The organism is Marinobacter sp. F4216 (genome assembly GCF_019931195.1).
Taxonomy (GTDB): Bacteria; Pseudomonadota; Gammaproteobacteria; order Pseudomonadales; family Oleiphilaceae; genus Marinobacter; species Marinobacter suaedae.
In genome coordinates this window covers 46,160-73,088 of record NZ_JAIOUO010000006.1, presented here as the reverse complement: position 1 = coordinate 73,088, position 26,929 = coordinate 46,160, and the positions used below count along the sequence as shown (strand labels likewise).

Sequence of the window (26,929 nt, the reverse complement as noted above, 5' to 3'; positions counted from 1 at the left end):
ATGGCAACTCAGGATTTTCTGGTCGAACTGGGTACGGAAGAACTGCCCCCGAAAGCACTCAAGCCGCTGTCTGATGCCTTCACTCAGGGTATCGCCAAGGGCCTGAAAGAAGCCGGCATCGAGTTTGGCAGGGTAGAAGCCTTCGCCGCGCCACGCCGGCTGGCGGTTCGGATCCGTGATCTGGCCGATGCCCAGCCAGACAAGTCTGTAGAAAAACGCGGCCCGGCGGTCAAAGCGGCCTTCGACGATGCCGGTAACCCGACACGGGCACTGACCGGTTTCGCCACCTCCCTGGGTGTGACCCCGGATGCCCTCGACACCCTGGAAACCGACAAGGGCGCCTGGGTGGTGTATCGCACGGTGGAGCAGGGCCGGGCCACCGAAGACCTGATGCCCGAGCTGGTGGAAAAATCTCTCGCAGCGCTGCCCATTCCCAAGCGCATGCGCTGGGGTGCCCACCGCACCGAGTTTGTCCGCCCAGTTCACTGGGTCGTCCTGCTGTTCGGTAACAAGGTTATTGATGCCGAAATCATGGGCCTGACCACCGGCAACCAGACCCGGGGTCACCGTTTCCACAGCCCGAAGACACTGATCATCCCGACCCCCAGCGATTACGAAGTCGTACTGAAGCAGGAAGGGTATGTGATCGCTGACTTCGCCGAGCGCCGGGATATGATCCGTTCGGGCGTGGCACAGCTGGCCAAGAGCGAAGCCGGTGGCACAGCGGTGATCGATGATGACCTGCTGGACGAGGTGACCGCACTGAACGAGTGGCCGGTTCCGCTGATGGGCCGTTTCGAGGAACGTTTCCTGGAAGTGCCGGCAGAAGCACTGGTTTCTTCCATGGAAGAGCACCAGAAGTACTTCCACGTGGTGGATGGCGATGGCCGGATCATGCCGTTGTTCATTACCGTGGCCAACATCGAGAGCAAAGACCCGGCGCAGGTCATTGAAGGCAATGAAAAAGTGATTCGTCCGCGCCTGTCGGACGCCGCTTTCTTCTACGAGACCGATCGCAAGACCAGGCTGGAAGAGCGTATCGACCAGCTCAAGCCGATCGTGTTCCAGGAAAAGCTCGGCAGCATCTACGACAAGTCGGTGCGTGTCGCTGCACTAGCCAGGAAAATTGCCGAAGCTATCGGTGGCGATCCTGCGAAGGCCGAGCGCGCCGCCATGCTCGCCAAGACCGACCTGGTCACCGAGATGGTTCTGGAGTTCACCGATCTGCAGGGCATCATGGGCCAGTACTATGCCATCAACGATGGTGAAGCCGAGGATGTAGCCAAGGCACTGAACGAGCAGTACATGCCGCGACACGCCGGCGACGACCTGCCGACCACCCTGACAGGCTGTGCCGTGGCACTGGCCGATCGCCTGGATTCCCTGGTGGGCCTGTTTGGCATCAACCAGCCGCCGTCCGGTACCCGCGACCCGTTCGCCCTGCGTCGTGCGTCCCTGGGTGTTCTGCGCATCATCATTGAGCGCGAACTGCCGCTGGACCTGCAGACCTGCTGCGAGTGGGCCGAGGATAACTTCACGGTGCTGACCGAGAGCAACACCGCCGCCTCGGTGGTGGATTACATGCTCGAGCGTTTCCGTGCCCACTACGAAGAGCAGGGCATTCGCGCCGAAGTCTACCTGGCGGTGCACGCCCGTCGCCCGACCCGTCCGCTGGACTTCGACCGTCGGATCAAGGCGGTGGAAAGTTTCCGCCAGCTGCCAGAGGCCGAAGCCCTGGCGGCGGCCAACAAGCGGGTGTCCAATATCCTGACCAAGCAGGGTGGGGATGCTGTCGGTGAATCCGTGGACGCCAGCCTGCTTCAGGATGCAACGGAAAAAGCCCTGGCCGAGCAGATCGACCAGCAAGCCGACACCGTGGTGCCCCTGTTCGAGCAGGGTGACTACGCCAGTGCCCTGCGTTCCCTGGCCAGCCTGCGCGAAACTGTGGATAACTTCTTCGATGAAGTGATGGTGATGGCGGACGACGAGGCGATCCGGAACAACCGGCTGGCGCTGCTGAACCGTCTGCGTAACCTGTTCCTGCGGGTGGCGGACATTTCCCTCCTGCCGTCCAACAGTTAAGCGCCAGGACGACCGGAGCAGTAGCAGCGCATGCTGATCATCCTGGATCGGGACGGGGTCATCAATCAGTACGATGGCAGTTATATCTGCTCGCCTGATGAGTGGCACCCGATTCCCGGCAGCATTGAAGCAGTGGCCCGGCTGTGTCACGCCGGCCACCGCATCGCCATTGCCACCAACCAGTCTGGCATTGGCCGGGGCTACTACGACGTAGACGCCCTGGATGCCATGCACGACAAGCTGGAAGGCCTGGTAGAAGCGGCCGGCGGCTGCATCGACCTGATAACCTACTGCCCCCATCACCCCGATGATTATTGCCGGTGCCGGAAGCCCCGGATCGGTCTGCTGGAACAGATCCGCGCCCATTACCGTCTGGACTCTCTGAAGGGCGCCATCATGGTGGGTGACAGTCGCAAGGATCTCGAGGCAGGTGTATCGACCGGGTGTGATGTAGCGCTGGTGAGGACCGGGAACGGCCTGGATACCGAGCGTCATCTGGCGGAACGCCCGATTCCCCGCGTCCAGGTCCCGGTCTTCGATAACCTCCGTAGTTTTGCCGATGCCCTTTTGTCGTCCGAGGGCTGGCAAAAGCAGATCGAATCCGTATAATACCGGCCGTTGATCGGCGTGTGGCGCAGCTTGGTAGCGCACTTCGTTCGGGACGAAGGGGTCGCAGGTTCGAATCCTGCCACGCCGACCACTATTCCCTCCCTTCTTTAGTTTTTCCGTTACCTGCTCTTCGCCAGGTTCCGTCTCACAGCATCGATTCGATGGGCATCAGTGAGAAAAAGATCACCATCATCCGTTTGAACGGGCCGCTCTCCGGATCATGGTCATGACGGACCACCTCGTCACCGTTACGCTCGATCCATTCCAGATCGCCATCGTCATCCAGCATCACTTCGTAAGCCACCATGGGTACCCGCTCATCGAAGTAGGTATCGAGCTGACCGGCCAGTTTTTCACTTTCGATCAGAAACCCCAGTTCGGTATTCAGGTTGGTGGATCTGGGATCGAAATTGAACGAGCCCACGAACAGGGTTTCACCATCAATGGCAAAGGTCTTGGCATGAAGGCTGGACGAGGAACTGCCGGATAATCCCTGAGTGAGGCGTCGTTCAACCGATTCACGGTCCCCCTGGGGGCGCATCTCGTACAGCTCCACGCCCGCTTCCAGAAGGGGTTTTCGGTACTTGGCGTAACCGGCATGCACCATGGCTACGTCATTGGCCTGCAGCGAATTGGTCAGGATCCGCACATCCACCCCTCGCTCTTCCAGTTTCCGGAAGATATCCACACCCCGTTTGCCCGGCACAAAATAAGGGGACACCAGGGTCACCAGCTCGGTCGGCTCGCCCAGGGCAACCTTCAGCTGTTCACTGAGCAGATCTTCCTTATCTGCTTCCTGCAGTGCCTTGGACGGGTCGTCGCTCACCATGGTTACCGGTGCCCAGGTGAACTCCAGATCGCCGGTCAGCAGATTCTGTAAGAAGTTAGAGCGCTCCACGGCCTCGACGTACTCGAGTGCCTCGTCACTGGCTTCCAGTGCCTGGGCATTGGACATGGTTTCCCACAGCTGATCGTCCTCAGGTTCCGGCAGTATCAGGTTTGCCGGGTACGCTGAGTCCGACGCCCAGTAGATATCGAAATCCGATGACAACCGATCCACGATCGGACCCACCGCCAGCACATCCAGATCGGTGAACAGGGCACCTTCGCCAACCCCAAAGTATTCATCCGCGATGTTGCGGCCACCAATAATGGCCGCCTGGTTGTCGGCGGTGAACGATTTGTTATGCATGCGGTGGTTCAGGCGGGGAAAGGCGACAAAGTAATTCATCCATTTGGGGCTGCGGGTGACAAACGGGTTGAACAGCCGGACTTCAATGTTCGGATGGGCGTCCATACTAGCGAGCGCGTTGTCCAGATCACCAATCCCGTTGTCGTCCAGTAACAGGCGCACCCGAACCCCACGCTCGGCCGCCCGGTAAAGGGAGTAGAGCAACATGGTGCCGGTAATGTCGTTCTGCCAGATGTAATACTGAACATCCAGCGAGGCATCGGCGCCCTCGGCCAGAAGCACCCGGGCCGCAAAGGCATCGTAAGGGTCCGCCAGGGGCACGATGCCACTCAGCCCTTCGTTGTCTTCCAGCGCCGGGGCAATGGCACCGCCCAGCCGGGTATCCGAGGTGTACTGAAATGACAGGGCACTGCTGCCCGGGCGATCGTTCATCGCCGGGAGTGCACAGCCGGACAGAACGGCAACAGCCATCAACAAGGCCAGAACAGGCATTGAGCGAAACACTGAATAATGGGGCACGGCACCTTTCCTCTGCACCGTTGACGCCGGCTGGCGACAAGGAATGATCTCCTGGTTCACCTTTTCAAGTTAGTCCGTGACAGCCGGTTTGTCATGGCGCGCCTAACTTAAAACTTTTTACATCAATATGTTGTCTGATTGTTACAAATCTTTTGTGTAATATTGGACGCTTTTGCAGCCTTTGAAGGCATCTGTATGGCGACCATCCAATTAGAAAGACGACGTCAGGCCGCACTGGAAAAGCTTGGAGTCCTCGACACCCCACCAGAAGATCGATTTGAACGCATCACTCGCATTGCCCGGAGCCACTACGGCGTAAAGATCGCGCTGTTCTCGCTGCTGGATAATGACCGGCAGTGGTTCAAATCCCGTCAGGGCACCGAACTCGAACAAACTCCCCGCTCCATTGCCTTCTGCGACTACGCCATACAGCAAGAGGACGTGATGGTGGTGATAGACGCCACCAAAGATACCCGCTTCTGCGACAATCCACTGTTGGACGAGCCCCACAACTTCCGTTTTTACGCCGGCATGCCGGTTCGTGAGCCCGGCGGCTTCCGCATTGGTACCCTGTGCATCATCGACGACCGTCCACGGTCTGTGTCCGACCTGGATCTGGACGTCCTTAGGAGTCTTGCCAGCATCATCGAGGATGAACTTGAGCGCTCCATAGTGGCCGCCGACAAGGGCGATTACCTTCAGATTTCCCTGATGAACCGAGCCATTCACCGCGCCCAGAATATGTTCCTGTCGAGCACCGACGATCGGGCCGCTTTCGAACAGGTGCTTCACGACCTGCTGACCCTGACCGGCAGCCAGTTTGGTTTCATTGGTGAAGTGCGCCACAGGGAATCAGACCAGCCGTTCCTGCAGATTGATGCCATATCCAATATTGCCTGGAGCGACGAAACCGAAGCCTTTTACCAGCAAATTGAGCGCCGGGGCATGGTGTTTGAAAACGTGGATAACCTTCTGGGTCGTCCGATGATGACTGGCGAAGTCATTATTTCGGACAACGTCACCGAAGATCCCCGGGGTGGTGGACTGCCGCAAGGTCACCCACAGTTGAATACCTACATTGGCATTCCGGTGTTTTCCGGTGAGAAACAGGTCGGTCTGATCGGGCTGGCCAACCGGCTTGAGGGTTATCGAAAAGGTCTGGCCGAGGAACTCGCGCCGCTGCTGCAAACCATCGGTAATCTGATCGGGCACAAGCGACTGTACGAGGAAAAGCTGGAGCACAAGAAAAGCCTGGAGAAAGCCGCCAATTACGACACTCTCACCGGTCTGCCCAACCGCCGCCGCCTGACCAAAGTGTTTCATCAGGAAGTCACTGAGGCGGACAAACGCAAGGGGCGGTTGGCTGTCTGTTTCATTGACCTGGACGGTTTCAAAGCTATCAATGATGAGCATGGTCACTCGGTTGGCGATGCCGTGCTGAAGACCGTTGCCAACCGCCTGCGATCGACGGTGCGGAGTAACGATACTGTGGGTCGACTGGGCGGGGACGAGTTTGTGGCCATCCTGCGGGATGTGGATTGCTCCAAAGTATACAACCGCTTGCTGGAAGCCATTCGCCAGCCGATCAAGCACAACCACCTGATACTGAGTTTATCCGCCAGTATGGGAGTGACCGTCTACCCCAACGACAATGCGGACACCGACCTGCTGCTGCGTCACGCCGACCAAGCCATGTACGCCGCCAAGGAATCGGGCAAGAACGGCTACAAGTTGTTCGACCTCGAAACCCACCAGAGCCGGGAAGAGCGGGTGAGGGTGCTGGAACAAATCGATACCGCCCTGAAAGAAAACCAGCTCGTACTCTATTACCAGCCAAAGCTGAATCTGAAGGAACAGACCATCGACGGCTTCGAAGCACTGATTCGCTGGAACCATCCGGAAGAAGGCGTGTTGAGCCCGTATCGGTTCCTGGAGCAAATTGAGTACACCGAATACGCTAGGGAAGTGGGTCTGTTCGTTCTGAACTCCGCGGTTGAAGTGGTGGAAAGATTTATAGAGCAGGGGCTGCCTTACACCCTGAGCATCAACCTGAGTCCATCTCATTTTTTGAGTGAGCCTTTCCCGGACGATATTGAAAAAGCGCTGGAAGGGCGTAACCCGGAAGTACGGAAGCGCCTGACCCTGGAGATCCTCGAGACAACGGCACTGGACGACACCGACCGTGTTATCCGAAACCTGGGTATCTGCCAAAAGCTGGGGGTGGGTATCTCCCTCGACGACTTCGGCACCGGTTATTCGTCCCTGACCTATTTCCGGATGCTTCCGGCCCAGGAGATCAAGATCGACCGGTCGTTTGTTCAGGGCATGACCCGTGACGGCGAGAACGCCATGATCGTGCAGGCCATCGCAAATCTGTCCCAGAGCTTCAATCGCCGAACCGTGGCAGAAGGTATCGAAACTCAGGATCTGGAAGAGCAGGTTATCGACTTGGGCTGCGAGATTGGCCAGGGCTACCTTTACAGTAAGCCCGTTCCGTTCGCAGAGGTCATGGAGTGGGCCAGACGTTTCACGTGGGAAAACCGGTACGAGGCGAGCTGATCCTGCTCGCCTCGCTCATTCCTCCAGATCTCAATCTTGTCGGGGTCATATTCCGGGGTCAGACGGCGCCAGGCGCACGCCCGCAATCTTCCATTCTCCCCGGATTTTCACCATTCGATAGTAGCCGTCCCAGTGAAGTCCGTTCGGCCCGCTGATTTTCACGGTCTGAATCTCAAAGGCGCCGTGTGGGATGCGTTTAACGAACTCGATGCCGCTCGCACCATGGACCGCCGGATAATGCTCCCGAACCATGTCCACAAATTGGTCTGACGACTCGAATCGGCGCTTGATGCCTTCCGAGGCATACGTCCAGGCTCCCTCTTCATCGTCGTTGGCGAACGCTTCTATTTGCCGGATGATGGCGTCTCGAATCGCCACATCGGTTTCATCTTCGGCGTGCAGCAGAGTTGGCAGTAGTGTCCAGGCGCTGACGATCAGAAAGGGCAGTACCGACCAGCCTCGGTGTGCAGCTCGTGTGGTTTGCATGACCAAACCCTCCTCTAAGCAGCCTCACTTCAGTTTACGCCATCACCAATCATTCAGATCGTTTTCTGGTTAATTTTTGACCTGACAACGAATCACCGCCGTATAAGTCTTCATGGTTCAACCGCAAGCGGGAGACTCTCGATGCATATGAAGTTGAGTTCAATGAAAGCGTTGAAAAAGCAGACCATCGATATGTTAGAGATCGTGTCGATGGAGGGGCGTTACTACATGGCCCGGTTTTACGTGGGAGGGCACGGCTACGTGCTGACCGATGAAGAGGATCGGGTCATGATGTTTTCCGGCGCCTGCGCAGCCCGCGACGCGTTTCACGGCATGTCGGTCACCAAGACCGAAGTCATACCGCCGACCGGCACCGATGAGATGATCGGCATGCCGGTCACCACCTCCGAATCCATGCGAGTCCCCTTGTAGGTTGTAGGTCGCTGACCGAGTTGTTCGAAGCAGTCAGAAGAGGGTAGCCATGACCCTCTTTTTTGTGCTCAGGCACATCCGTTCAATGCGACCGCCCCCGCCCTGACGTTCAGATATATTGGGTCGGATAACGGTCTGATTTTCTTCCCGATTGCGATACCCTGTATAGAGTCGCACGCAGGTTTTCCGCACAGGGAGTTTCATGGCCAACCACTCCGCCACCCAGCCTGGCTTCTACGCCATTCACGCCAACCACCTGGAAGACCTCCGCCGGGCGGTGGTCTTCCTGTGCCGGGAGCACCCATTACCACCCCTGGAGAGCGAAACCTTTCTGGTGCAAAGTAACGGGATCGCCCAGTGGCTGAAGCTGGCGCTGGCCGAGAAACGTTCCGAGGATGGCTCCGAAGGCGGGCTGGGCATTGCCGCCGGCATGGACTTCCTGTTCCCGGCCCGATTTATCTGGCAGGCCTACCGGGCGGTGCTACCCGAGGGTGAGGTACCGGAGCAATCTCCCTTTGATAAACAACGACTGGTGTGGCGCCTGTACCGGATGTTGCCAGACCTGGAAGGACAGGATTCGGCCTTTTCCCCCCTGGCCCGGTTCATGGATGGCCAGAACACCGCCCTTCGGATCTATCAATTGGCGGAAAAAATAGCGGACCTGTTTGACCAGTACCAGGTATTCCGTGCCGACTGGCTGGCCGCGTGGGAAGAGGGACGGGACATCACCATCTCCGCCCGGGGCGAAGAGCGCCCGCTGGAGCCGGAAACCCGCTGGCAGGCCGTTTTGTGGCACTCCCTCGTGCAGGATACCGAAGGACTGTCACACACCAGCCGGTCCCGCATTCACACCCGGTTTGTGGACCTGGGCAGGCAACTGCCCGCGCCGTCCAACCCGGCCCGACTGCCCCGGCGCATTGTGGTGTTTGGCGTCTCCTCGTTGCCCCGCCAGGCCCTGGAGGCACTGTCTGTTCTCAGTCGGTTCACCCAGGTGGTGCTGTGCGTCCACAACCCCTGCCAGTTCTACTGGGCGGATATTGTCAGTGACCGGGACCTGTTGAACGCTCAGCGGAAAAGGGGAGCCAGGCATCCCACTCTGTCTGCGGTGACCGACCCGGAGCTTCTGCACCAGCACGCCAACCCCTTGCTGGCGGCCTGGGGCAAACAGGGCAGGGATTACATCCGCCTGCTGGATGAATTCGATAACCCGGAAGAATACCGGGGTCAGCTGGAGACGCCGGACCAGAAAATCGACATTTTCTCGGCCCACGGGGATCCGCAGAGCCCCCGGATCCTGCACCAGCTGCAGAACGACATCTATAACCTGACGCCCCTGCCGGACATCCGCGCGGAACATCGACGGCTGGATCCGGCCCGGGACCGCTCCCTGAGATTCCATGACGCCCACAGCCCGCAACGGGAAGTGGAAATCCTGCATGATCAGCTGCTGGCCGAGTTCAATGCCGACCCGCGCCTGCGCCCGCGGGATGTGATGGTGATGGTGCCGGACATCAACGTCTACGCACCGCACATCCAGGCGGTCTTCGGCCGCTATCAGCCCGGCAGCCGACGACACATCCCGTTCACCATCTCGGATCAGGGCCAGCGCCACCATGATCCGGTGCTGATCGCGCTGGAAACGCTGCTGTCTCTGCCCCGCAGTCGCTTCGGTGTCAGCGAGATCCTGAGCCTGCTGGAAGTGCCCTGCATCCGAACCCGCTTCCGGATCGAGGAAGCCGAGATTCCCCTGGTCCGGCGCTGGGTGGAAGGTGCCAACATCCGCTGGGGCCTGCACGGGCAGCATCGCGCCAGCCTGGATCTGCCAGCAGAGTTGGAACGCAATACCTGGCAGTCCGGATTGCGGGCCATGCTGCTGGGCTATGGTATGGGTGACGATGAAGCCTGGGCCGGTATCGAACCCTACGGCGAAGTGGCTGGCCTGCAAGCGGCCGTGGCCGGTCGTCTGGCGGAGTTTCTCGGATGCCTGGAAAGCCTCTGGTCGGCCCTTCAGGAAGACCGCTCAGCAGCAGCGTGGGAGCAGCAGGTCTCGGCTATGCTGGAAACTTTTTTCCAGGAAGCGGAAGGGCACGATCTGCTGCTGCTGAACCGTTTTCGCCGACAGGTCGAACAGTGGCTCGACGATACCGCTGCCGCCGGGCTAACGGCAGAACCTCTGCCACTGGATATTGTCCGGGATGTGCTGCTCGCGGGTCTGGATGAAGGCGGCCTGAATCAGCGTTTCCTGGCCGGCAAAGTCAACTTCGCCACCCTCATGCCGATGCGTGCGATCCCCTTCCGCCACGTGTGCCTGCTGGGGATGAACGATGGCGATTACCCTCGCTCCCGGCCGCCGGTGGATTTTGACCTGATGGCCAACGACTATCGCCCGGGCGATCGCTCCCGACGGGAAGACGACCGTTACCTGTTCCTGGAGGCGCTGCTGTCGGCCCGTGAACAGCTGTACGTCAGCTGGGTAGGGCGCAGTATCCGGGACGATTCCGAACGTCCGCCCTCGGTGCTGGTCAGCCAGCTGCGGGACCACATCGACGCCCTTTGGCACCCGGCAGGGGAAACCGGGACATCCGTGACCCGGGCGCTGACCACCCAACACCCTCTGCAACCCTTCAGCCGGGCGTATTTCCCGCTGGCCAATGAACAGGGTGGGCACGAGGAGAAGCCTGTCAGCTCCCTCACGGCGATTCTGCAGGCGGGCAATCTGTTTACCTATGAGCGGGAGTGGCGCACCGCCCACGGTGTGCAGAACCGTCCTGACACGTCGGGCCCCCTGCCTTACCAGAAGCCAGAAGAGGCCATCAGCCTGAACGATCTGGCCAACTTCCTGAAACGGCCGATAGAGACCTTCTACCAGCGGCGGCTGCAGGTGTTTTTCGACGAAGTGGCCGAGGAAGACACCGACAACGAAGCCTTTGACCTGACCGGTCTGGACCGCTGGCGACTGGACAACGAACTGATCCAGCAAGCGGTGCTGAAAGCCGGCTGCCATGAAGAACTGGACGCCCGGCTGGAACAGGCCCTGGCGCGGATGGCCCGGCGCGGCGACCTGGGTATGGGGGTAACCGAACACCGGCTGCGCAGTGAATTGAAGCCTCGCCTGCCCAATCTGTTCGATCGCTATCAACGGGAACTGGCCAACTGGCCTGCGGTGCTGGCCGAACCGGAGGAATTCACCAGCACCTTTGAGAACGACGAAGGCGGGGTGAAGGCGGAAGTGGAGATTGCTGACCTGATTGCCGACCTGCGGCAAAACGAACACGGCCAGCGGTGTCGTCTGGTGATCGCCGGTTCCAGTCTTCTTTCCGGTGCCGGGAGAACGGGCAAAATCCGGTACCCCAACCTGCTGAAAGACTGGGTGATTCACCTGGCCGGCCAGCTGTCAGACCGGCCGTTCGAAACCCGCATCCTCGGCAAGGAAGAAAACAACAGTTTCCGGTTCGAGCCGTTACCGCCTGAGACCGCCCGGCGCCATTTCCAGGCCCTGATCTCGGCCTGGATGGCGGCCACCACCCGGGCTTTGCCAGTGCACGCCGAAACCGCCTTTGCCTGGATTCCCTGGTTGCAGAAAGAAGATCCTGAGCGCGCCCGGTCCGAGGCAGAAGTGGCCTACCTCAATGCCCTTGAGCGGGACAGGGGATACCTGGCGACCAGCTTTGATCACCCCGACGCCATTCTCGACAGCAGTGAATTCGAGCCCCTGGCCAGGGCCCTGTATATGCCGCTGTGGGAACACGCCAAGAAATCCAGCAAGGGGAAGGCATGAGCACAGAGACAAACCAGACGAGTCCGAACCTCGATCCCCTGACCCTGCCCCTGAACGGCAGTACCTTGATTGAGGCCAGTGCCGGTACCGGCAAAACCTTTACCATCGCCATCCTCTACGTACGCCTGGTACTGGGGCACGGCCAGGCAGCCGGCAACCCGCTGGCCAGCGGCATACTGCCGCCGAACCTGCTGGTGGTGACCTTTACCGACGCCGCCACCAAGGAACTGCGGGACCGTATCCGGGCTCGGCTGACCCAGGCCGCCGAGGTGTTTTCCGACGCCGGTGAGGTTCAGGAACCGACCGCGGAAACCAGGCTGCTGTACCAGCTTCGGGACAACAGCTATCCCGACCCGGACACCTGGCCGGAATGCCGAAAGAAACTGTTACTGGCGGCGGAATGGATGGACGAGGCCGCGGTGTCCACGATCCATGGATGGTGTAACCGGATGCTGAGCGAACACGCCTTTGACAGTGGCAGCCTGTTCAAGCTGACCCTGGAAACCGACCAGGGTGAATTGCTGGACGATGTGGTTCGGGATTACTGGCGAACATTCATTTACCCGCTGGACACCGGCCTGATGGACGAAGCCCTGCGGCACTGGAAAACCCCGCAAGACCTCAGGCAGTCGATCCGGGGACTGTTATCGGACGCGAACAAGCTGCCAGCACCCGCCGGCAACCCGGGCGAGGCCATTGATCGGCTGGTCCGGCAACGGCGCGAACGGTCCCGGGAACTGAAAGCTCTGCCCTGGCAGCAGTGGCAGGCAGAGGTAGTGCAGCTACTGGACGACCTGAATAAGGGCAAACGTCTGCACGGGGCCAGCAAGAATGCCATGGTCAAGGCCTGGGGGCTGCTCACCGGTTGGGCCGAATCCGGGGACGCGCTGCCCGATAAAATCGAGTCCGCCGGTTTCACCAATCAGACCCCGGACGGGTTGGCCGGCGCTCTGAAGGGCGAAGGACCGGTCCCGGAACATCCCGCCTTCGATGCCATCGCCGAGCTGAAGGACTTTGCCCGGGATTCCGGCAGTGCCCGGTCGGATATTCTCAAACACGCCAGTGTCTGGGTCGCCGATCGGCTGGAATCGGAAAAACAGAAACGTTCCGAAATGGGCTTTGATGACCTGCTCACCCGGCTCGACACCGCCCTGCATGGCCCCCGGGGCGATCAGTTGGCGGCTACCATTCGCCGGCAGTTCCCGGTGGCCTTGATTGATGAGTTCCAGGATACCGACCCGACCCAGTACCGGATCTTCAACCGGATCTATCGGGTCGAGGACAACGACGCCGACACCTGCCTGCTGATGATCGGTGACCCGAAACAAGCGATTTACGGTTTCCGTGGGGCGGATATCTATACCTATCTGGAAGCGCGCCAGGGCGTTCAGGAGCGAACCTGGACCCTGGGGCGTAACTTCCGGTCCTCCGAAGCCATGGTGGCGGCGGTCAACCGGGTTTTCGACTACGCCGATCAGAACCGTTCCGACGGTGCGTTCCTGTTCGGCAGGGGCGACACCACGCCGCTGCCGTTTCAGGGCGTCGACGCACAGGGCACCAAGCGGCAGTGGTGCATTGATGGCGAGGCCCAGCCCAGCCTGAGCTTCTGGACGCTCGACAGTGACGAGGAAGACAAAAACGGTGCTCCCAAGCCTCTGGCCAAGGGACGAGCCACCGATCTGGTTGCCGAGACCTGTGCCAGTGAAGTGGCACGCGTGCTGAGCCTGGGGCAAGTGGGGCGGGCCGGATTTGCCCTGCATGAGGATCCCGAGGATCTGGAACCGGTCAAGCCACAGGACATTGCCATCCTGGTCAATAACCGCAACGAAGCCGCGGCGGTTCGTGACGCCCTGGGTCGTCGGCGAATCAAGAGCGTGTACCTGTCCGACCGGGATTCGGTCCTGCGGTCCAGGGAAGCCCAGGAAGTTCTGTGCTGGCTCAAGGCAGTTGCCGAGCCCGGGCAACTGTCTCTGGCCCGTGCCGCCCTGGCCACACCAACCCTCGCGCGCTCCTGGCAGGACCTGGACCGGCTGCTTACCGATGAAGTCGCTCTGGAACGGGAAATCAAGCGGTTCGAGCAATACCATCACCAGTGGCAGACCCAGGGTGTCCTGCCCATGCTCCGTAGCCTGCTCATGGACTTCGAGGTGCCCGCCCAGCTCCTGCAGCGGGCCGACGGTGAGCGAAGACTTACCGACATTCTGCACATCGCCGAGCTGCTGCAACAAGACAGCCTGCAGATGGACGGCGAGCACGCCCTGGTGCATCACTACACCCAGATCCTGCGAGCGGCCGACGAAGAGGACGAGCACCGGAGCCTGCGACTGGAAAGCGATGCGGGCCTGGTGAAGGTCATCACCGTGCACAAATCCAAGGGCCTCGAGTACCCACTGGTATTCCTGCCGTTCGGCACCGCCTTCCGGGCAGAAAGTGGCAGCCGGGCCTATGTTCGTTTTCACGACGAGCAGGGCACACTGGTGACGGCCTTTGATCCGTCTGCCGAACTTCTGGCCAGGGCCAACCGGGAACGGCTGGGGGAAGACATCCGCAAGCTCTACGTGGCCCTGACCCGTGCCCGCCATGCAACCTGGGTGGGTGTGGCAGCCATCAAGGACTGGACCGACAGTGGCCTGGGGTACCTGATCGGTGGCGATAACAACAAGGATCAGACGCTCGCACAGTGCCTCGAACCCCTGGTTCAACCTGAGCCCGCCATCCAGTTGATGCCGTTACCGGAACCCAGCCACGGGGAATACACCGAGCAGGCGCCGGATGCCCTGGGCCCCGCGCTGGAGTCCCTGCGCGAGGCGCGGGAAGACTGGTGGATTGCCAGTTATTCCACTATCGAATACACCGGCCTGTCCGGCAGTGGCGTGGTGTTTGGTGGCGAGATGGAAGATGCGGAGAGCCAGAACCTGCGTGAAGAAGGCAAGATAGATAATGTCGATGCTCAACCGGCGATCTCCACCTACAGCCAGCACCACTTTCCCCGGGGAGCCGGAGCCGGGACCTTTCTGCACGAACTTTTGGAATGGTGCTGCGAACAGGGTTTTGCCGTTGTGGCGCGTGATCCGGAAAACTTTCGTCAGTACGTGACCCGTCGCTGTACCACCCGGGGCTGGGGTGAATGGGCCGACTCCCTGAGCCAATGGATGCTGGAGCTGATCCAGACGCCCCTGCCACTCGATCGCACCACCGATACCCGGGCCGCCCTGACGGATCTGGGCACGGTGCGGCCGGAACTGGAGTTCTGGTTTGAAAGCCGGAACGTCTCGATCAGGCGCCTGGACCAACTTGCCACCGAGAACACCCTGGACGGTGCCGACCGCCCACGGGCGGAAGAGAACCGGTTTAACGGCATGGTGAAGGGATTTATTGATCTGGTGTTTGAACACGAGGGGCGGTATTACGTGCTGGATTACAAATCCAACCATCTGGGTGAGGACGACAACGCCTATACCCAGCAGGCCATGGGCCAGGCCATTCTCGACAAGCGTTACGACCTGCAATACCTGCTGTACCTGCTGGCCCTGCACCGGTTGCTGAAGGACCGATTGAAAGACTACAGCTACGACGAGCATATGGGAGGCGCGGTTTACCTGTTCCTGCGGGGATACCGGGGACCGACCTCGGGCGCCTTTGTGGATAAGCCACCAAGACAACTGATCGAAGCGTTGGATACCCTGTTCGATGGCGGGACAAGAAAAGGGGAGGTGGCCGCATGAGCCCGAAGCGACCGTCTGATCTGCAGTTTGCGCTCGATCTGGACACCGACAGTCCCGACACCTCTGCACCAGAGCAGTCCGAACCACAGACCCTCCTGGGGGACTCAGAGGCCATGATGGGCCTGCTGGCGCAATGGCGAGGAAATGACTGGCTGCAACCACTGGATGTGGAGTTCGCCCGGTTTCTCCGGCAGTCATCCACGGAGCAGGGGGAACCGCTGGATCCCATCGTCATTCTGCTGGCCGCACTGGTATCCCACCAGGTCGGTCGCGGGCATGTGTGTATCGACCTGCATGCCCTGCTGAGCGCCCCCCGAAGCACCCTGCCACTACCGCCGGAAGACGGCCACCGAACCGACGGCGCTGAAGCCTGTCTGATGCCGGAGGACATCCTCAGCGAGCTGTCGGTGGAAACCTGCATGGCCGCTCTGAATGGATCTTCTACCGTAAGTAATGGCTCACTGACTACACCATTGATCTTGTCGGGAACCAAGCTCTACCTTCGCCGTTTATGGCGTTGCGAGCAGCAGATTGCCGAAGGGATCAACGCCCGGTTATCCGCCCCCACCGAGCTCACGGACGTCAATTCGGAACCTGCCAGAATGCTCGCGACAACCCTGTCTCGGCTGTTCAGGCAGAATCCCGACGGCGGGGTGAACTATCAGAAGCTGGCCTGTGCCCTGGCGGCCAGAAACCGGTTTGCGGTGATTACCGGTGGCCCGGGTACCGGCAAAACCACCACGGTCGTGAAGCTCCTGGCAGCCCTTCAGGCGATCGCAGGTGCCAGGGTCAACAATGGGCAGGCTTGCCGGGTGTTCCGGATTCGCCTGGCAGCCCCCACCGGTAAGGCGGCGGCGCGGCTGAATGAGTCGATCAGTAAAGCGGTCGAGGAGCTGCCGTGGGATGAACTATCCGGCTCCCTGCAAAAGGATGATATTCCCACCAGGGTCACTACCCTGCATCGATTGCTCGGCAGCCGGCCTGACTCCCGCCGCTTTCGTCATGATCGGGAGAATCCGCTGATAGCGGATATTCTGGTGATCGACGAAGCCTCCATGGTGGATGTGGATATGATGGCGTCGGTGTTTGACGCTCTGCCCGAACACGCCCAACTGATCCTGCTGGGGGATAAAGATCAGCTGGCGTCGGTGGATGCCGGTGCGGTGTTGGGGGAACTGTGCCAGCGCGCTTTCGAGGGCCACTACAGCGCGGAGACAGCCCAGTGGCTCAGGGAGGTAACGGGCTACGAGTTACCGGAGGATCTGCAGCAGGGGGATGGACGGGGCCTGGACCAGGCGGTTGCCATGCTGCGCAGGAGTTACCGGTTCGAGGAAAACAGTGGCATCAAGGCGCTGGCCGACGCGGTGAACAACAGCGCGTTGAGTGACGACTTGCTGCACAAGTGTCGTGACAAGTCGTTCAACGATCTCGCCTGGCTGGGCCCGGATACGCCGGTAAAACTGCCTGGAGATCTGCAACAGCTGATCGCCAATCACGCGGTTACGGGCAGTCCCGAGTGTTTTCAGAATGCCGGTAAAGACCGCCAGGTCCGGGGCACCGAGGTCAGGCCCCCGGTAGGCTATGGCCATTATCTTCAGTTGATGAACGATCATAATCTCAACGCCCGGAACCCACGCTCGGACTGGGAGCAGCTGGCCCGGCAGGTTCTGGAAGCCTTCGCGGATTTTCAGATTCTGTGCGCAGTACGACAGGGGCCCTGGGGCGTGGATGGCCTGAATGAGCTGGTGGTTGAGCATTTCTCGGGCAAGGGCCTGATCAGAACCGGTGAGGGCCCGTGGTACAATGGCCGTCCGGTCATGGTAACCGGCAACGATTACAATCTGGGCCTTATGAACGGCGATGTGGGCATCACCTTCCGGGTGCCATGGGGCCAGGACGCCAAACCCATGCCGATGGTCGCCTTCCCGGCCTCTGACGGCTCCGGCGAGATCCGCTGGATATCCTCCAGCCGGCTCCAGCAATTCGAAACGGTGTTTGCCATGACCGTGCACAAATCCCAGGGCTCGGAGTTCACCCACACCTGCCTGGTGTTGCCGGACCGGCTCAGCCCGGTGATGACCCGGGAACTGGTGTACACCGGCATTACCCGCGCCAAACACTGGTTCAGCCTGATTACCGGCGATCCCCGGGTACTCCGCGACAGTGTTCAGCAACGGGTGGTCAGGGCCTCTGGCCTGGCCGGGTTACTGGGGCAGGACTGACGCAAGCTCAGTCCGACTGGTGCTGTTGATGCCACATCCGGGCGTATTCGCCATTCAGTGCCAGCAGGGACAGGTGATCCCCACTTTCAACGATCCGTCCGTCGGACAGAACAAGGATGGTGTCGGCGTCGCGGATGGTTGACAGACGGTGGGCGATCACCAGCGTGGTTCGCTGGCGACTGACTTCTCGCAAAGCCCCCAGAATGGCGTGTTCGGACAGGGAATCGAGGGAAGACGTCGCCTCATCCAGAATCAGCAGGGGCGGGTTTTTCAGAATCACCCGGGCAATGGCAACCCGTTGCTTCTCGCCACCGGACAGCTTCAGACCACGCTCGCCGACACGGGTTTCGTAGCCGTCGGGCAGGCTGTGGATAAACCCTTCCAGATTGGCCATCCGGGCCGCTTCGTACACTTCCGCCTCGGTGGCGTCTGGACGGCCATACGCCAGGTTCTGATACAGAGTGTCGTTGAACAGCACCGTGTCTTGGGGTACCACCCCGATCGCGGCTCTCAGGCTGTCCTGGGTCACCTCCCGGATGTCCTGGCCATCGATCCGGATACTACCCTGGTCTACATCGAAAAATCGGAACACCAGGCGGGCGAGGGTAGACTTGCCGGCGCCGCTCGGACCAACCACGGCCACCTTATGGCCGGCGGGAATCCGGAAGTTCACGTCAGTCAGAATGGCCCGGTCCGGACGGTAGGCAAAGAAAACTCGATCAAACGCCAGTTCCCCCTGGGCCACCGTCAGGGGCTTGGCACCGGGTGCATCCACAATGGCGGGTTTATCGGCTAACAGGCCGAAGAGGCGCTCCACGTTTACCAGCGCCTGACGGATTTCCCGGTAGACGAACCCCAGGGCATTCAGGGGAATAAACAACTGAATCAGGTAGGCATTGATCATGGTGAGATCCCCCAGGGTGATCTCGCCGGCAGCCACCTCACGCACCGCCATGGCCATCAGGCCGATCAGGGCCAGGCCGATGATCAGCGCCTGACCGGTATTCAAAACCGCCAGTGACAGCCGGTTCTTCAGCCGGGCACTTTCCCATTGCTCCAGATCCCGGTCGTAGCGTTCGGCCTCGTAGCCTTCGTTATTGAAGTATTTGACCGTCTCATAGTTCAACAGACTGTCCACCGCCCGGGTGTTGGACTGGTTATCCCGGTCATTCGCTTCCCGGACAAACCGGGTGCGCCACTCGGTCACTTTGACGGAAAACAGCACATACACCACCACGGCCACCAGTATGGCCACCACGTAGCTGGCACTGAACACCACGAGGAGGATGGCCGCCACCATGAGGATTTCCAGCAGGGTGGGAACAATGTTGAACAGGGTAAACCTCAGCAGGAAGCTGATGCCGTTGGTGCCCCGCTCAATATCCCGGGCCAGGGCGCCGGTTTTCCGGTCCAGATGGTAGGCCAGCTCCCGTTCATGCAAATGCTCGAACACCTGCAGGGAGACCCGCCGCATGGCCCGCTCCGCGACCCGGGCGAAAACCGCATCCCGGAGTTCACCGAACAGGGTGGAGCCGAACCGGAGCATGCCGTAAGCCACGACCAGTGCAACGGGAACCCACAGCAGGAGTTCCTCAGGCCGGGTCTGATCGAGGTAATCAACGATGTATTTGAGCGCAACCGGGGTGGCGACCGTCGCCACTTTGGCGAGCACCAGCAGGCCAAGCGCCAGAATCACACGGCCCCGGTATTCCATCAGGTAGGGCCACAAACGGGCAATCAGGCTCCAGTCGGGCTTGTGGTTGGCGGGGTAGTCATGGTCGGCAAATGAGCGCAAGGGCGTCTTCCTTGAGAGTGGGGCAGCCAGAGAGCGTTGCCAGTGGCCGCTGGGAAAGCCGAAGGGAAGAGTCTACCCGAAATTTTCCGCCCCAGCTGCACAGCGCTCAGCCACCGCGATTCAAGGCGGAAGACGATCAGCTATGCAATGTGCTGGTTTGTTGTTCCTTGCGGGAATCCCTACACTGATGAATGAATCTTCAAAAGACGAAGCCATGGAGGAGACGGGACTGTGAGCAACAAAGAACTGCAAGCCCTCAAAAAGCACTATGTGGCCGCCGGGGCCGCCAGTGCCAGTGACCAGTTTGCCGATCACGCCAGTAACGCGGAAATCTGGGATGCCGATGGTAACCGGCTGATTGATTTCGCGGGCGGCATCGGGGTGCTCAACATTGGACACCGTCACCCGAAAGTGGTGGCCGCGGTCAAGGCCCAGCTCGACAAACTGATGCATACCTGCCAGACCGTCATGCCCTATGAGGGCTATGTAAAGCTGGCAGAGCGCCTCAGCGGCGTGGTTCCGGTCCGGGGCCATGGCAAGGTGATGCTGGCGAACTCCGGTGCTGAGGCTCTGGAGAACGCGGTAAAAATTGCGCGGGCGGCCACGGGAAAAACCAACGTCATCTGTTTCGACGGGGGTTATCACGGCCGGACCTTCTACACCATGGCCATGAATGGCAAGGCTGCGCCCTACCAGACCGACTTCGGCCCTATGCCGGGCTCGGTGTACCGCGCGCCTTTCCCGGTGCCCTATCACGGGGTGTCCGAGGAAGAGGCCCTCCGTGGGCTCAGGATGACCATGAAAGCCGACTCCCCCGCTGCCAATACCGCTGCCATCATTCTGGAGCCGGTACTGGGTGAGGGTGGTTTCTACCCGGCGCCGCCGAGCTTCCTGAAAGAAATCCGGAAGATCTGCGACGATAACGACATCCTGATGATTGTCGACGAAGTTCAGAGCGGTTTCGGCCGCACCGGCAAGATGTTCGCGATCGAGCACAGTGGTGTGGAACCGGACATCATGACCATGGCCAAGAGCATGGCCGATGGTATGCCCATCTCCGCCATCGTCGGCACCGCCGAGTATATGGATGCCTCCGGCCCGAACTCCCTGGGTGGGACCTATACCGGCAGCCCCACGGCCTGTGCGGCAGCCCTGGCGGTATTCGATGTGTTCAAGGAAGAGAATATTCTGGATAAGGCCAATGAGCTCGGCAACAAACTGAGCCAGCGGTTCAGCCAGTGGCAGGAACAGTTCGAGCATGTGGACAACATTCGCAATCTGGGCCCGATGGCCGCCTTCGAACTGGTGGAAAGCAAATCCAGCCGGACACCCATGCCACAGCTGGCCGCAAGCATTACCCAGAAGGCCAAGGAGAAGGGGCTGATCCTGCTCAGCTGTGGCATGTACGGCAATACCCTTCGCTTCCTGATGCCAGTGACCATTGAGGACCGGGTGCTGGAAGAGGGTCTGAATATCGTTGAAGAGTGCCTGAAGGAAGCCGGCGCCTGATGTAAACGAGCCTTAATCGCCGGCGGTGTGAACCATTTACGGGGTCCGCCGCCGGTTTCGCCTTCGGTCCCCTTGCCAATTATCGTATACTGGCCCAACAGCCCCTGCTTAGCAGGGATGTTCCTGCTCAAGCAATCCGACGGGCCGCTCGATATGAACACTCCGAATACCTCCGGTCGTCCAGACCACAAACCTCGCCCCTTTATCGATTTACTGGTCAGTATCGTCATCCCTTCCGTGATCCTGATGAAATTCAGTGGGGATGAACACCTGGGCAGCGTCAACGCGCTGATCATCGGCCTGGCCTTTCCGCTGGGTTGGGGTCTGTTTGAACTGGTGCGCTACGGGAAGAAAAACTTTATCGCCGTGCTGGGTCTGATCAGTGTGGGTCTAACCGGCGGTATCGGTCTGCTGGAGCTGGATGCGGGTTGGCTGGCCATTAAGGAAGCGGCCATTCCTGCGCTGATCGGTCTGGCGGTCCTGGTGTCGTCCTGGACCAAATACCCGCTGGTACGCACGCTGTTGTATAACCCCAACGTTCTGGATGTGGATAAGATCCATCGTGCGCTGGAGGAGAAGGGCAATGTGGCAGAATTTGAGAGTCGTCTGCTGAAGGCCACCTATTTCTTTGCCGGTACGTTTCTGTTTTCCTCGATCATGAACTACATCATCGCCAAGTGGATCGTGGTCAGTCCCTCCGGTACCCAGGCCTTTAATGAGGAATTGGGCCAGATGACGCTGGTCAGTTACCCGATAATTGCGATTCCGTCGATGATCATGATGCTGCTGATTTTCTATTACCTGTGGCGGACCATTCGAAGACTCACCGGTTTCAAGCTGGAGGAAGTCATGGCGCCTCACTTGCTGGACGAGGACAAGTCGAAAAACTGTTCAGCCTCGAACGATTAGATTCCGGGCGAAAAGACGGAGCCAGTCACAATAAAAAAGGGGCGCAGGATAAAACCTGCGCCCCTTTTTCACACCTGTTCGTTGAGTGAAATCAAACGTCCAGGTTGGTCACTTCCAGTGCGTTGGTCTGGATAAAGTCCCGACGCGGTTCGACCTCATCACCCATCAGGGTGGTAAAGATCTGGTCCGCGGCAATGGCATCCTCTATGGTGACCTTCATCATTCGACGGGTTTCCGGATCCATGGTGGTCTCCCACAGCTGCTCCGGGTTCATCTCACCCAATCCCTTGTAGCGCTGAATGTTCAGACCGCGCTGGGCCTCTTTCATCAGCCACGCCAGTGCGCCCTCAAAGGACAGCACCGCCTGTTTGCGTTCACCACGCTGCACATAGGCACCGTCCTCGATCAGACCGTCCAGAGTCTCACCCATGCGGGCGATGGCGGCGTAGGACGAGGATTCGAAGAAGTCGTGGTTAAACACGTAGTCGGTTGGAATACCGTGCACGTGAATGGTCACTTTCGGCAGGTACAGACCGCGCTCTTCGTCCCGACTGACCGAGAATACGTACTTGGTACCGGTACGGGTGTCCAGATCCAGACCTTCGCCCAGGCGAGCCACCCAGCGAGCCACTGCAGCTTCTTCCTTCAGGTGTTCGGGCTTCAGTGTCACGTTGCTCACCATCTGCTCCAGAACCTTGGCCGGGTAGGCACGGGACAGGCGCTCGATCATCGCCATAACAGCCTGATAGTCCTTCACCATGGTTTCCAGCGCGGAATCCTTGATCGCCGGTGCGTCCGGGTTTACGAACAGCTGGGCGCCTTCCAGAGCGGTCTGGGTGAGGTAGGCTTCTTTGGCCTTCTCGTCCTTCAGATACTCTTCCTGCTTGCCACGCTTAACCTTGTACAGGGGAGGCATGGCAATGAACACGTGGCCACGTTCGATGATTTCCCGCATCTGGCGGAACAGGAACGTCAGCAGGAGTGTGCGGATGTGGGATCCGTCCACGTCGGCATCGGTCATGATGATGATGGAGTGGTAACGGAGCTTGTCCGGGTTGAACTCTTCGCGGCCAATGCCGCAGCCCAGGGCTGTAATCAACGTGCCGACCTCGGCGGAGGACAGCATTTTGTCGAAGCGGGCTTTCTCCACGTTCAGGATCTTACCCTTGAGCGGGAGGATTGCCTGAGTCTTGCGGTCCCGGCCCTGTTTGGCGCTGCCGCCGGCCGAGTCACCCTCCACAATGTACAGCTCGGACAGGGCAGGATCTTTTTCCTGACAGTCGGCGAGCTTGCCGGGCAGCCCGGCAATGTCCAGCGCGCCCTTGCGGCGGGTCATATCCCTGGCCTTGCGCGCGGCTTCACGGGCCCGAGCAGCTTCGATCATCTTGTTGACGATGGTCTTGGCTTCATTGGGCTGTTCCTGCAGGTACTCCGAGAAGCTCTGGTACAGTTCCTGTTCCACCGCCGTTTTAACTTCAGAGGACACCAGTTTGTCCTTGGTCTGGGAGGAGAACTTCGGATCCGGTACCTTCACGCTGATAATGGCGGTCAGGCCTTCACGGGCATCGTCACCGGAGGTGGCCACTTTAGCCTTCTTGCCCAGACCCTCGTGCTCGATGTAATTGTTCATGGAGCGCGTCAGGGCCGCCCGGAAGCCGGCGAGGTGAGTACCACCGTCCCGCTGGGGAATGTTGTTGGTAAAGCAGAAGATATTTTCCTGGAAGGCGTCGTTCCACTGCATGGCCACTTCCACAGAAATACCATCCTCACGATCCATGTTGAAGTGGAAAACCCGGTTCAGCGGCGTTTTATTGGTGTTCAGGTGCTCTACGAAGGCCTTCAAACCACCTTCATACTCGAAAACTTCTTCCTTGCCAGAACGCTCGTCGGTCAGGCGGATACGAACACCACTGTTCAGGAACGCCAGCTCACGCAGGCGTTTCGCCAGAATATCGTAGTGGAACTCGATCTGGGTAAAGGTTTCGGGAGACGGGACAAAGTGCACACTGGTACCGGAGGCGTCAGTTTCTCCGACGGCTGTCAGCGGGGCATTGGGAACACCGTGGGTGTAACTTTGCTCGTACACGGTTTTGTCACGGCGAATGGTCAGGGTCAGGGTAGAGGAGAGGGCATTAACCACAGAGACCCCAACGCCGTGCAGACCGCCGGAAACCTTGTAGGAGTTATCGTCGAACTTACCGCCGGCGTGCAGCACGGTCATGATCACTTCGGCTGCCGATACACCTTCCTCCTCGTGCATATCCACTGGGATACCACGACCGTTATCTTTAACCGTGATGGACTCGTCCGGGTGAATAATGACGCCAATTTCGGAACAGTAGCCGGCCAGAGCCTCATCGATGGAGTTGTCCACCAATTCGAAAACCATGTGGTGGAGGCCCGTGCCATCGTCGGTATCACCAATGTACATGCCGGGGCGCTTGCGCACCGCATCCAGTCCTTTCAAGACCTTGATGCTGGAGGAATTGTAATTCGATTCGCTCATTAGAGACTCCTGAAGGGTGTACCGGTTTAATCAGCCGGAGGGAATCAGCCCTCGGACCAGAGTTTGCCCGGCATTATTCTTCTATCAAGTTGCCATGTTCCACGTGGAACATTCGATATTCCGGTGCCATGCCACGCCCCCATAAATGATCGACGGACGGTCGCTGGATTGAGGTGATAAACACCTGACAACCCAACGCCTGCAGTCGTTGCGCCAGCATGGCTTGATGCTCGTCATCCAGTTCGGCGTTAATGTCGTCCAGCAAGAACGTAACTTGCTTGCCCTTTTCCGCCAAAACCATCCCCTGGGCAATCTTCATAAGAATGACCAGGGTTTTCTGCTGTCCTCGGGAGAAGGTCTCCGATACCGGACGGCCCTGAAACTTGATGCGGACATCCGCTCGATTAGGACCGTACAGGGTATGCCCCATCTTAAGTTCCTGTTCCCGGTGGCCGGCCAGAACATCGGCCAGAGACTGGGAAACATCCCAGCCCGGGTACAGGTCCACTTTCAGTCCTTCGGTCCAGCTGACCTCCAACTCCCGGATCAGGTGATCGAAGGCCGTCCGAAACTGCGTAAAAGTCTCCTGCCTGGCGGACGTCAGACGCTCACTGACCGCCGCATACTGGGCATCCCAGACCTTTAACAAGCCATCGTCGAGTCTACCATTTCTGAGCATTTTATTCCGCTGTGACGTGACTCTTTGGCACTGTTGCCAGGCCGAAGCAAAAGAAGGTTCCACGTGGAACACTGCCCAGTCGATAAACTGTCGCCGTTTGCCCGGCGCTCCGGCCACCACGTCAAACACACCAGGATCAATCACCGAGACCGGCAGGTGCCTGGCCATTGCCGACAGGCTACGAACACTTTCACCGTCTACCCGAAGCGCCGTCTCTTTCTGACTGATGTCTCTGGACAAACCAACGCGATGGGCGAGCTCCTCCGAAGCCTGGTCTGAGTCAGCGTTCAACCTGCCCTGATCCAGCCCACCAAAGACAGTGAATTTCTGCTCGCCATGGCGGGCCACCGCCTGATGCCGATTTACCCGGAAAGAGCGGCCCAGGCCAAGATACCCGATTGCCTCGAGCACGCTGGTTTTACCGCTTCCGTTGGCACCGAATAAAAGATTAAACGAGGGAGAAAAGCTCACCGCCTCCGGAGACAAATTCCGGAAATTCTGAGTTTGAAGTTTGACTAGCGCCATAAATTGGAAGACTCAGACCAGGCAAGCCTGCAGGATGGAACACGCAATAAAAAAAGGGCAGCGAACCGTTCGTCGATTCGCTGCCCTAGTGTACAAAAGCCACTTACCGAAGGCGACTGCCTCAGTGCAACATATTCAGTCGCTCGTCCATAAACACGTCCATCTCCGGCGCAAGAATGTGCACGTAGCGGTCGAAATACAAGAACTGTTTCAGCAGCAGGGCAAACTCCCGGGGGAAATGCAGACCGTGGCTTTCCCCGATCTTCACCATATCCATCAGAATATGGTTCACGTCGTCCTCCGCCTGCTCCATTTCATAAGGCACCTGGTCCGGTACCATCTTGTCCATTTGCTGGTACAACCGACGAAGGTCCGCCGCGAGCTCACTGACCTGAACCGTTTCCCGGGTGATGCCGATCCGAATCATCGCATCCGCCATGCCTTCAAAATTCCCCACCATCACCGACGAAATGAAATCACTCACGGCCTGCCAGGTATCCGGTTTGATTCGCCCGACGATACCGAAGTCGATAAAGCCAACCCGACCGTCTTTCAGAACCATCAGATTTCCGGCGTGCACGTCCGCATGGAAAAACTCGCACTGGGTCAGACTGGAAAACCAGGTATTCATCGCCGTAATCAGGGTGCGCTCCGGATCACGGGCATAGCCCCGGATACTCTCCAGATCCGTCAGCGGTACGCCATGGAAGCGTTCCATGGTCAGGACCCGGCGGGTACTGCAGTGCTCGTACACCAGCGGTACCGTCGCGTCCTCATTGTGGGTATCGTGCAGGAAGTTCCGGAACACCTTCAGGTTGTTCGCTTCCTTGATGAAATCGCACTCTTCCATCATGGTTCGCTGAATTTCTTCCACAATCCCGGACAGCGACGTCCACGACAGTTTTGGCGCCAGAGTCTCCAGAATCTTTGCCGAGGCATACAGGAAATTGAGGTCGGTGAGCAGAATGTTTTCCACACCGGGCTTCTGCACCTTGATCACCACATCTTCGCCTGTTACCAATCGGGCTGCGTGGACCTGGGCAATCGACGCCGATGCTAGCGCGACCGGATCAATATGGGAATACACCTGATCCAGAGGCTTATCCAGCTCCTCCCGAATAATCTTCTTGATCACGCTGAACGGAAGGTTCGGAGTTTTATCCAGACAGTACTGAAACTCCTCAACGTATTCCTTCGGGAAAAACGTCGGGGAGCTGGCAATAAACTGTCCCAGCTTGATATAGGTCGCCCCCAGGGATTCGAACGTCTGACGAACCAGCCGTGGGGTAGGGGGGCGTTCGCCCCGAACCCAGTCGACTCCCGTGCGTCCGAGCACGGACAGGGTCTGCCCGATTCTCAGTGCGCCTTTGATTCCATTCGTTACGGTGCCCATCAGCTAACG

At 59.3% G+C, this 26,929-nt stretch carries 15 protein-coding genes and 1 tRNA gene; 10 read left to right on the top strand and 6 right to left on the bottom strand.

Features of this window, described 5'->3' with window-relative positions; all coding sequences use genetic code 11:
- The 3 genes from glyS to K8I84_RS12385 all read left to right on the top strand — a co-directional run bounded on the left by glyS (position 1) and on the right by K8I84_RS12385 (position 2,782).
- Positions 1 to 2,082 carry a glycine--tRNA ligase subunit beta gene (gene glyS, locus K8I84_RS12395; protein ID WP_223795087.1) on the top strand — a complete coding sequence of 694 codons (2,082 nt, stop codon included), beginning with the start codon at positions 1 to 3 and terminating at the stop codon, positions 2,080 to 2,082.
- A gap of 30 nt (positions 2,083 to 2,112) precedes the next feature.
- Positions 2,113 to 2,691, top strand: a complete 579-nt coding sequence (gene gmhB, locus K8I84_RS12390; protein ID WP_223795086.1) for a D-glycero-beta-D-manno-heptose 1,7-bisphosphate 7-phosphatase — start codon at positions 2,113 to 2,115, stop codon at positions 2,689 to 2,691.
- A gap of 14 nt (positions 2,692 to 2,705) precedes the next feature.
- Positions 2,706 to 2,782: transfer RNA gene (locus K8I84_RS12385), tRNA-Pro, on the top strand.
- 54 nt (positions 2,783 to 2,836) lie between these two features.
- Here the strand turns inward: K8I84_RS12385 and K8I84_RS12380 are convergent.
- A complete protein-coding gene (locus K8I84_RS12380; protein ID WP_263283147.1) occupies positions 2,837 to 4,375 on the bottom strand; it encodes a phospholipase D family protein in 1,539 nt (512 codons plus the stop codon).
- A 222-nt stretch (positions 4,376 to 4,597) separates the two neighbouring features.
- Between K8I84_RS12380 and K8I84_RS12375 the strand changes: the two genes are divergently transcribed.
- The gene (locus K8I84_RS12375; protein WP_223795084.1) at positions 4,598 to 6,961 is read left to right on the top strand and encodes an EAL domain-containing protein; all 2,364 of its coding nucleotides are present in this window, start codon (positions 4,598 to 4,600) and stop codon (positions 6,959 to 6,961) included.
- A 45-nt stretch (positions 6,962 to 7,006) separates the two neighbouring features.
- On the opposite strand, the gene K8I84_RS12370 is transcribed toward K8I84_RS12375, so the two are convergent.
- Positions 7,007 to 7,447 (bottom strand): DUF4864 domain-containing protein, encoded by a 441-nt coding sequence (locus K8I84_RS12370; protein ID WP_223795083.1) that lies wholly within the window; start codon positions 7,445 to 7,447, stop codon positions 7,007 to 7,009.
- Positions 7,448 to 7,588: 141 nt separating this feature from the next.
- Here K8I84_RS12370 and K8I84_RS12365 point away from each other — a divergent pair, with 141 nt between their 5' ends.
- From K8I84_RS12365 to recD, 4 genes are all read left to right on the top strand, one after another.
- Complete coding sequence (locus K8I84_RS12365; RefSeq protein WP_223795082.1) at positions 7,589 to 7,879, top strand: DUF6482 family protein; 291 nt, start codon at positions 7,589 to 7,591, stop codon at positions 7,877 to 7,879.
- Positions 7,880 to 8,081: 202 nt separating this feature from the next.
- Positions 8,082 to 11,657 (top strand): exodeoxyribonuclease V subunit gamma, encoded by a 3,576-nt coding sequence (recC, locus tag K8I84_RS12360; protein ID WP_223795081.1) that lies wholly within the window; start codon positions 8,082 to 8,084, stop codon positions 11,655 to 11,657.
- Complete coding sequence (gene recB, locus K8I84_RS12355) at positions 11,654 to 15,382, top strand: exodeoxyribonuclease V subunit beta (RefSeq protein ID WP_223795080.1); 3,729 nt, start codon at positions 11,654 to 11,656, stop codon at positions 15,380 to 15,382. The genes recC and recB overlap by 4 nt, the downstream gene beginning before the upstream one ends.
- On the top strand, positions 15,379 to 17,604 hold the full coding sequence (gene recD / locus K8I84_RS12350) for an exodeoxyribonuclease V subunit alpha (RefSeq protein ID WP_223795079.1): 2,226 nt from the start codon (positions 15,379 to 15,381) through the stop codon (positions 17,602 to 17,604). The genes recB and recD overlap by 4 nt, the downstream gene beginning before the upstream one ends.
- 7 nt (positions 17,605 to 17,611) lie before the next feature.
- Here recD and K8I84_RS12345 read toward each other — a convergent pair whose 3' ends face one another.
- The gene (locus K8I84_RS12345) at positions 17,612 to 19,399 is read right to left on the bottom strand and encodes an ABCB family ABC transporter ATP-binding protein/permease (protein ID WP_223795078.1); all 1,788 of its coding nucleotides are present in this window, start codon (positions 19,397 to 19,399) and stop codon (positions 17,612 to 17,614) included.
- 231 nt (positions 19,400 to 19,630) lie between these two features.
- Here K8I84_RS12345 and gabT point away from each other — a divergent pair, with 231 nt between their 5' ends.
- Both gabT and K8I84_RS12335 read left to right on the top strand, forming a co-directional pair.
- The gene (gene gabT / locus K8I84_RS12340) at positions 19,631 to 20,908 is read left to right on the top strand and encodes a 4-aminobutyrate--2-oxoglutarate transaminase (protein ID WP_223795077.1); all 1,278 of its coding nucleotides are present in this window, start codon (positions 19,631 to 19,633) and stop codon (positions 20,906 to 20,908) included.
- Between the two features lie 153 nt (positions 20,909 to 21,061).
- A complete protein-coding gene (locus K8I84_RS12335) occupies positions 21,062 to 21,817 on the top strand; it encodes a VC0807 family protein (protein WP_223795076.1) in 756 nt (251 codons plus the stop codon).
- Positions 21,818 to 21,908: 91 nt separating this feature from the next.
- Here K8I84_RS12335 and gyrB read toward each other — a convergent pair whose 3' ends face one another.
- The 3 genes from gyrB to K8I84_RS12320 form a co-directional block, all read right to left on the bottom strand.
- Positions 21,909 to 24,323, bottom strand: a complete 2,415-nt coding sequence (gene gyrB / locus K8I84_RS12330) for a DNA topoisomerase (ATP-hydrolyzing) subunit B (RefSeq protein WP_223795075.1) — start codon at positions 24,321 to 24,323, stop codon at positions 21,909 to 21,911.
- Positions 24,324 to 24,396: 73 nt separating this feature from the next.
- Positions 24,397 to 25,527, bottom strand: a complete 1,131-nt coding sequence (gene recF, locus K8I84_RS12325) for a DNA replication/repair protein RecF (RefSeq protein ID WP_223795074.1) — start codon at positions 25,525 to 25,527, stop codon at positions 24,397 to 24,399.
- A gap of 121 nt (positions 25,528 to 25,648) precedes the next feature.
- On the bottom strand, positions 25,649 to 26,920 hold the full coding sequence (locus K8I84_RS12320) for an ABC1 kinase family protein (protein WP_223795073.1): 1,272 nt from the start codon (positions 26,918 to 26,920) through the stop codon (positions 25,649 to 25,651).
- Between the last annotated feature and the right edge of the window lie 9 nt (positions 26,921 to 26,929).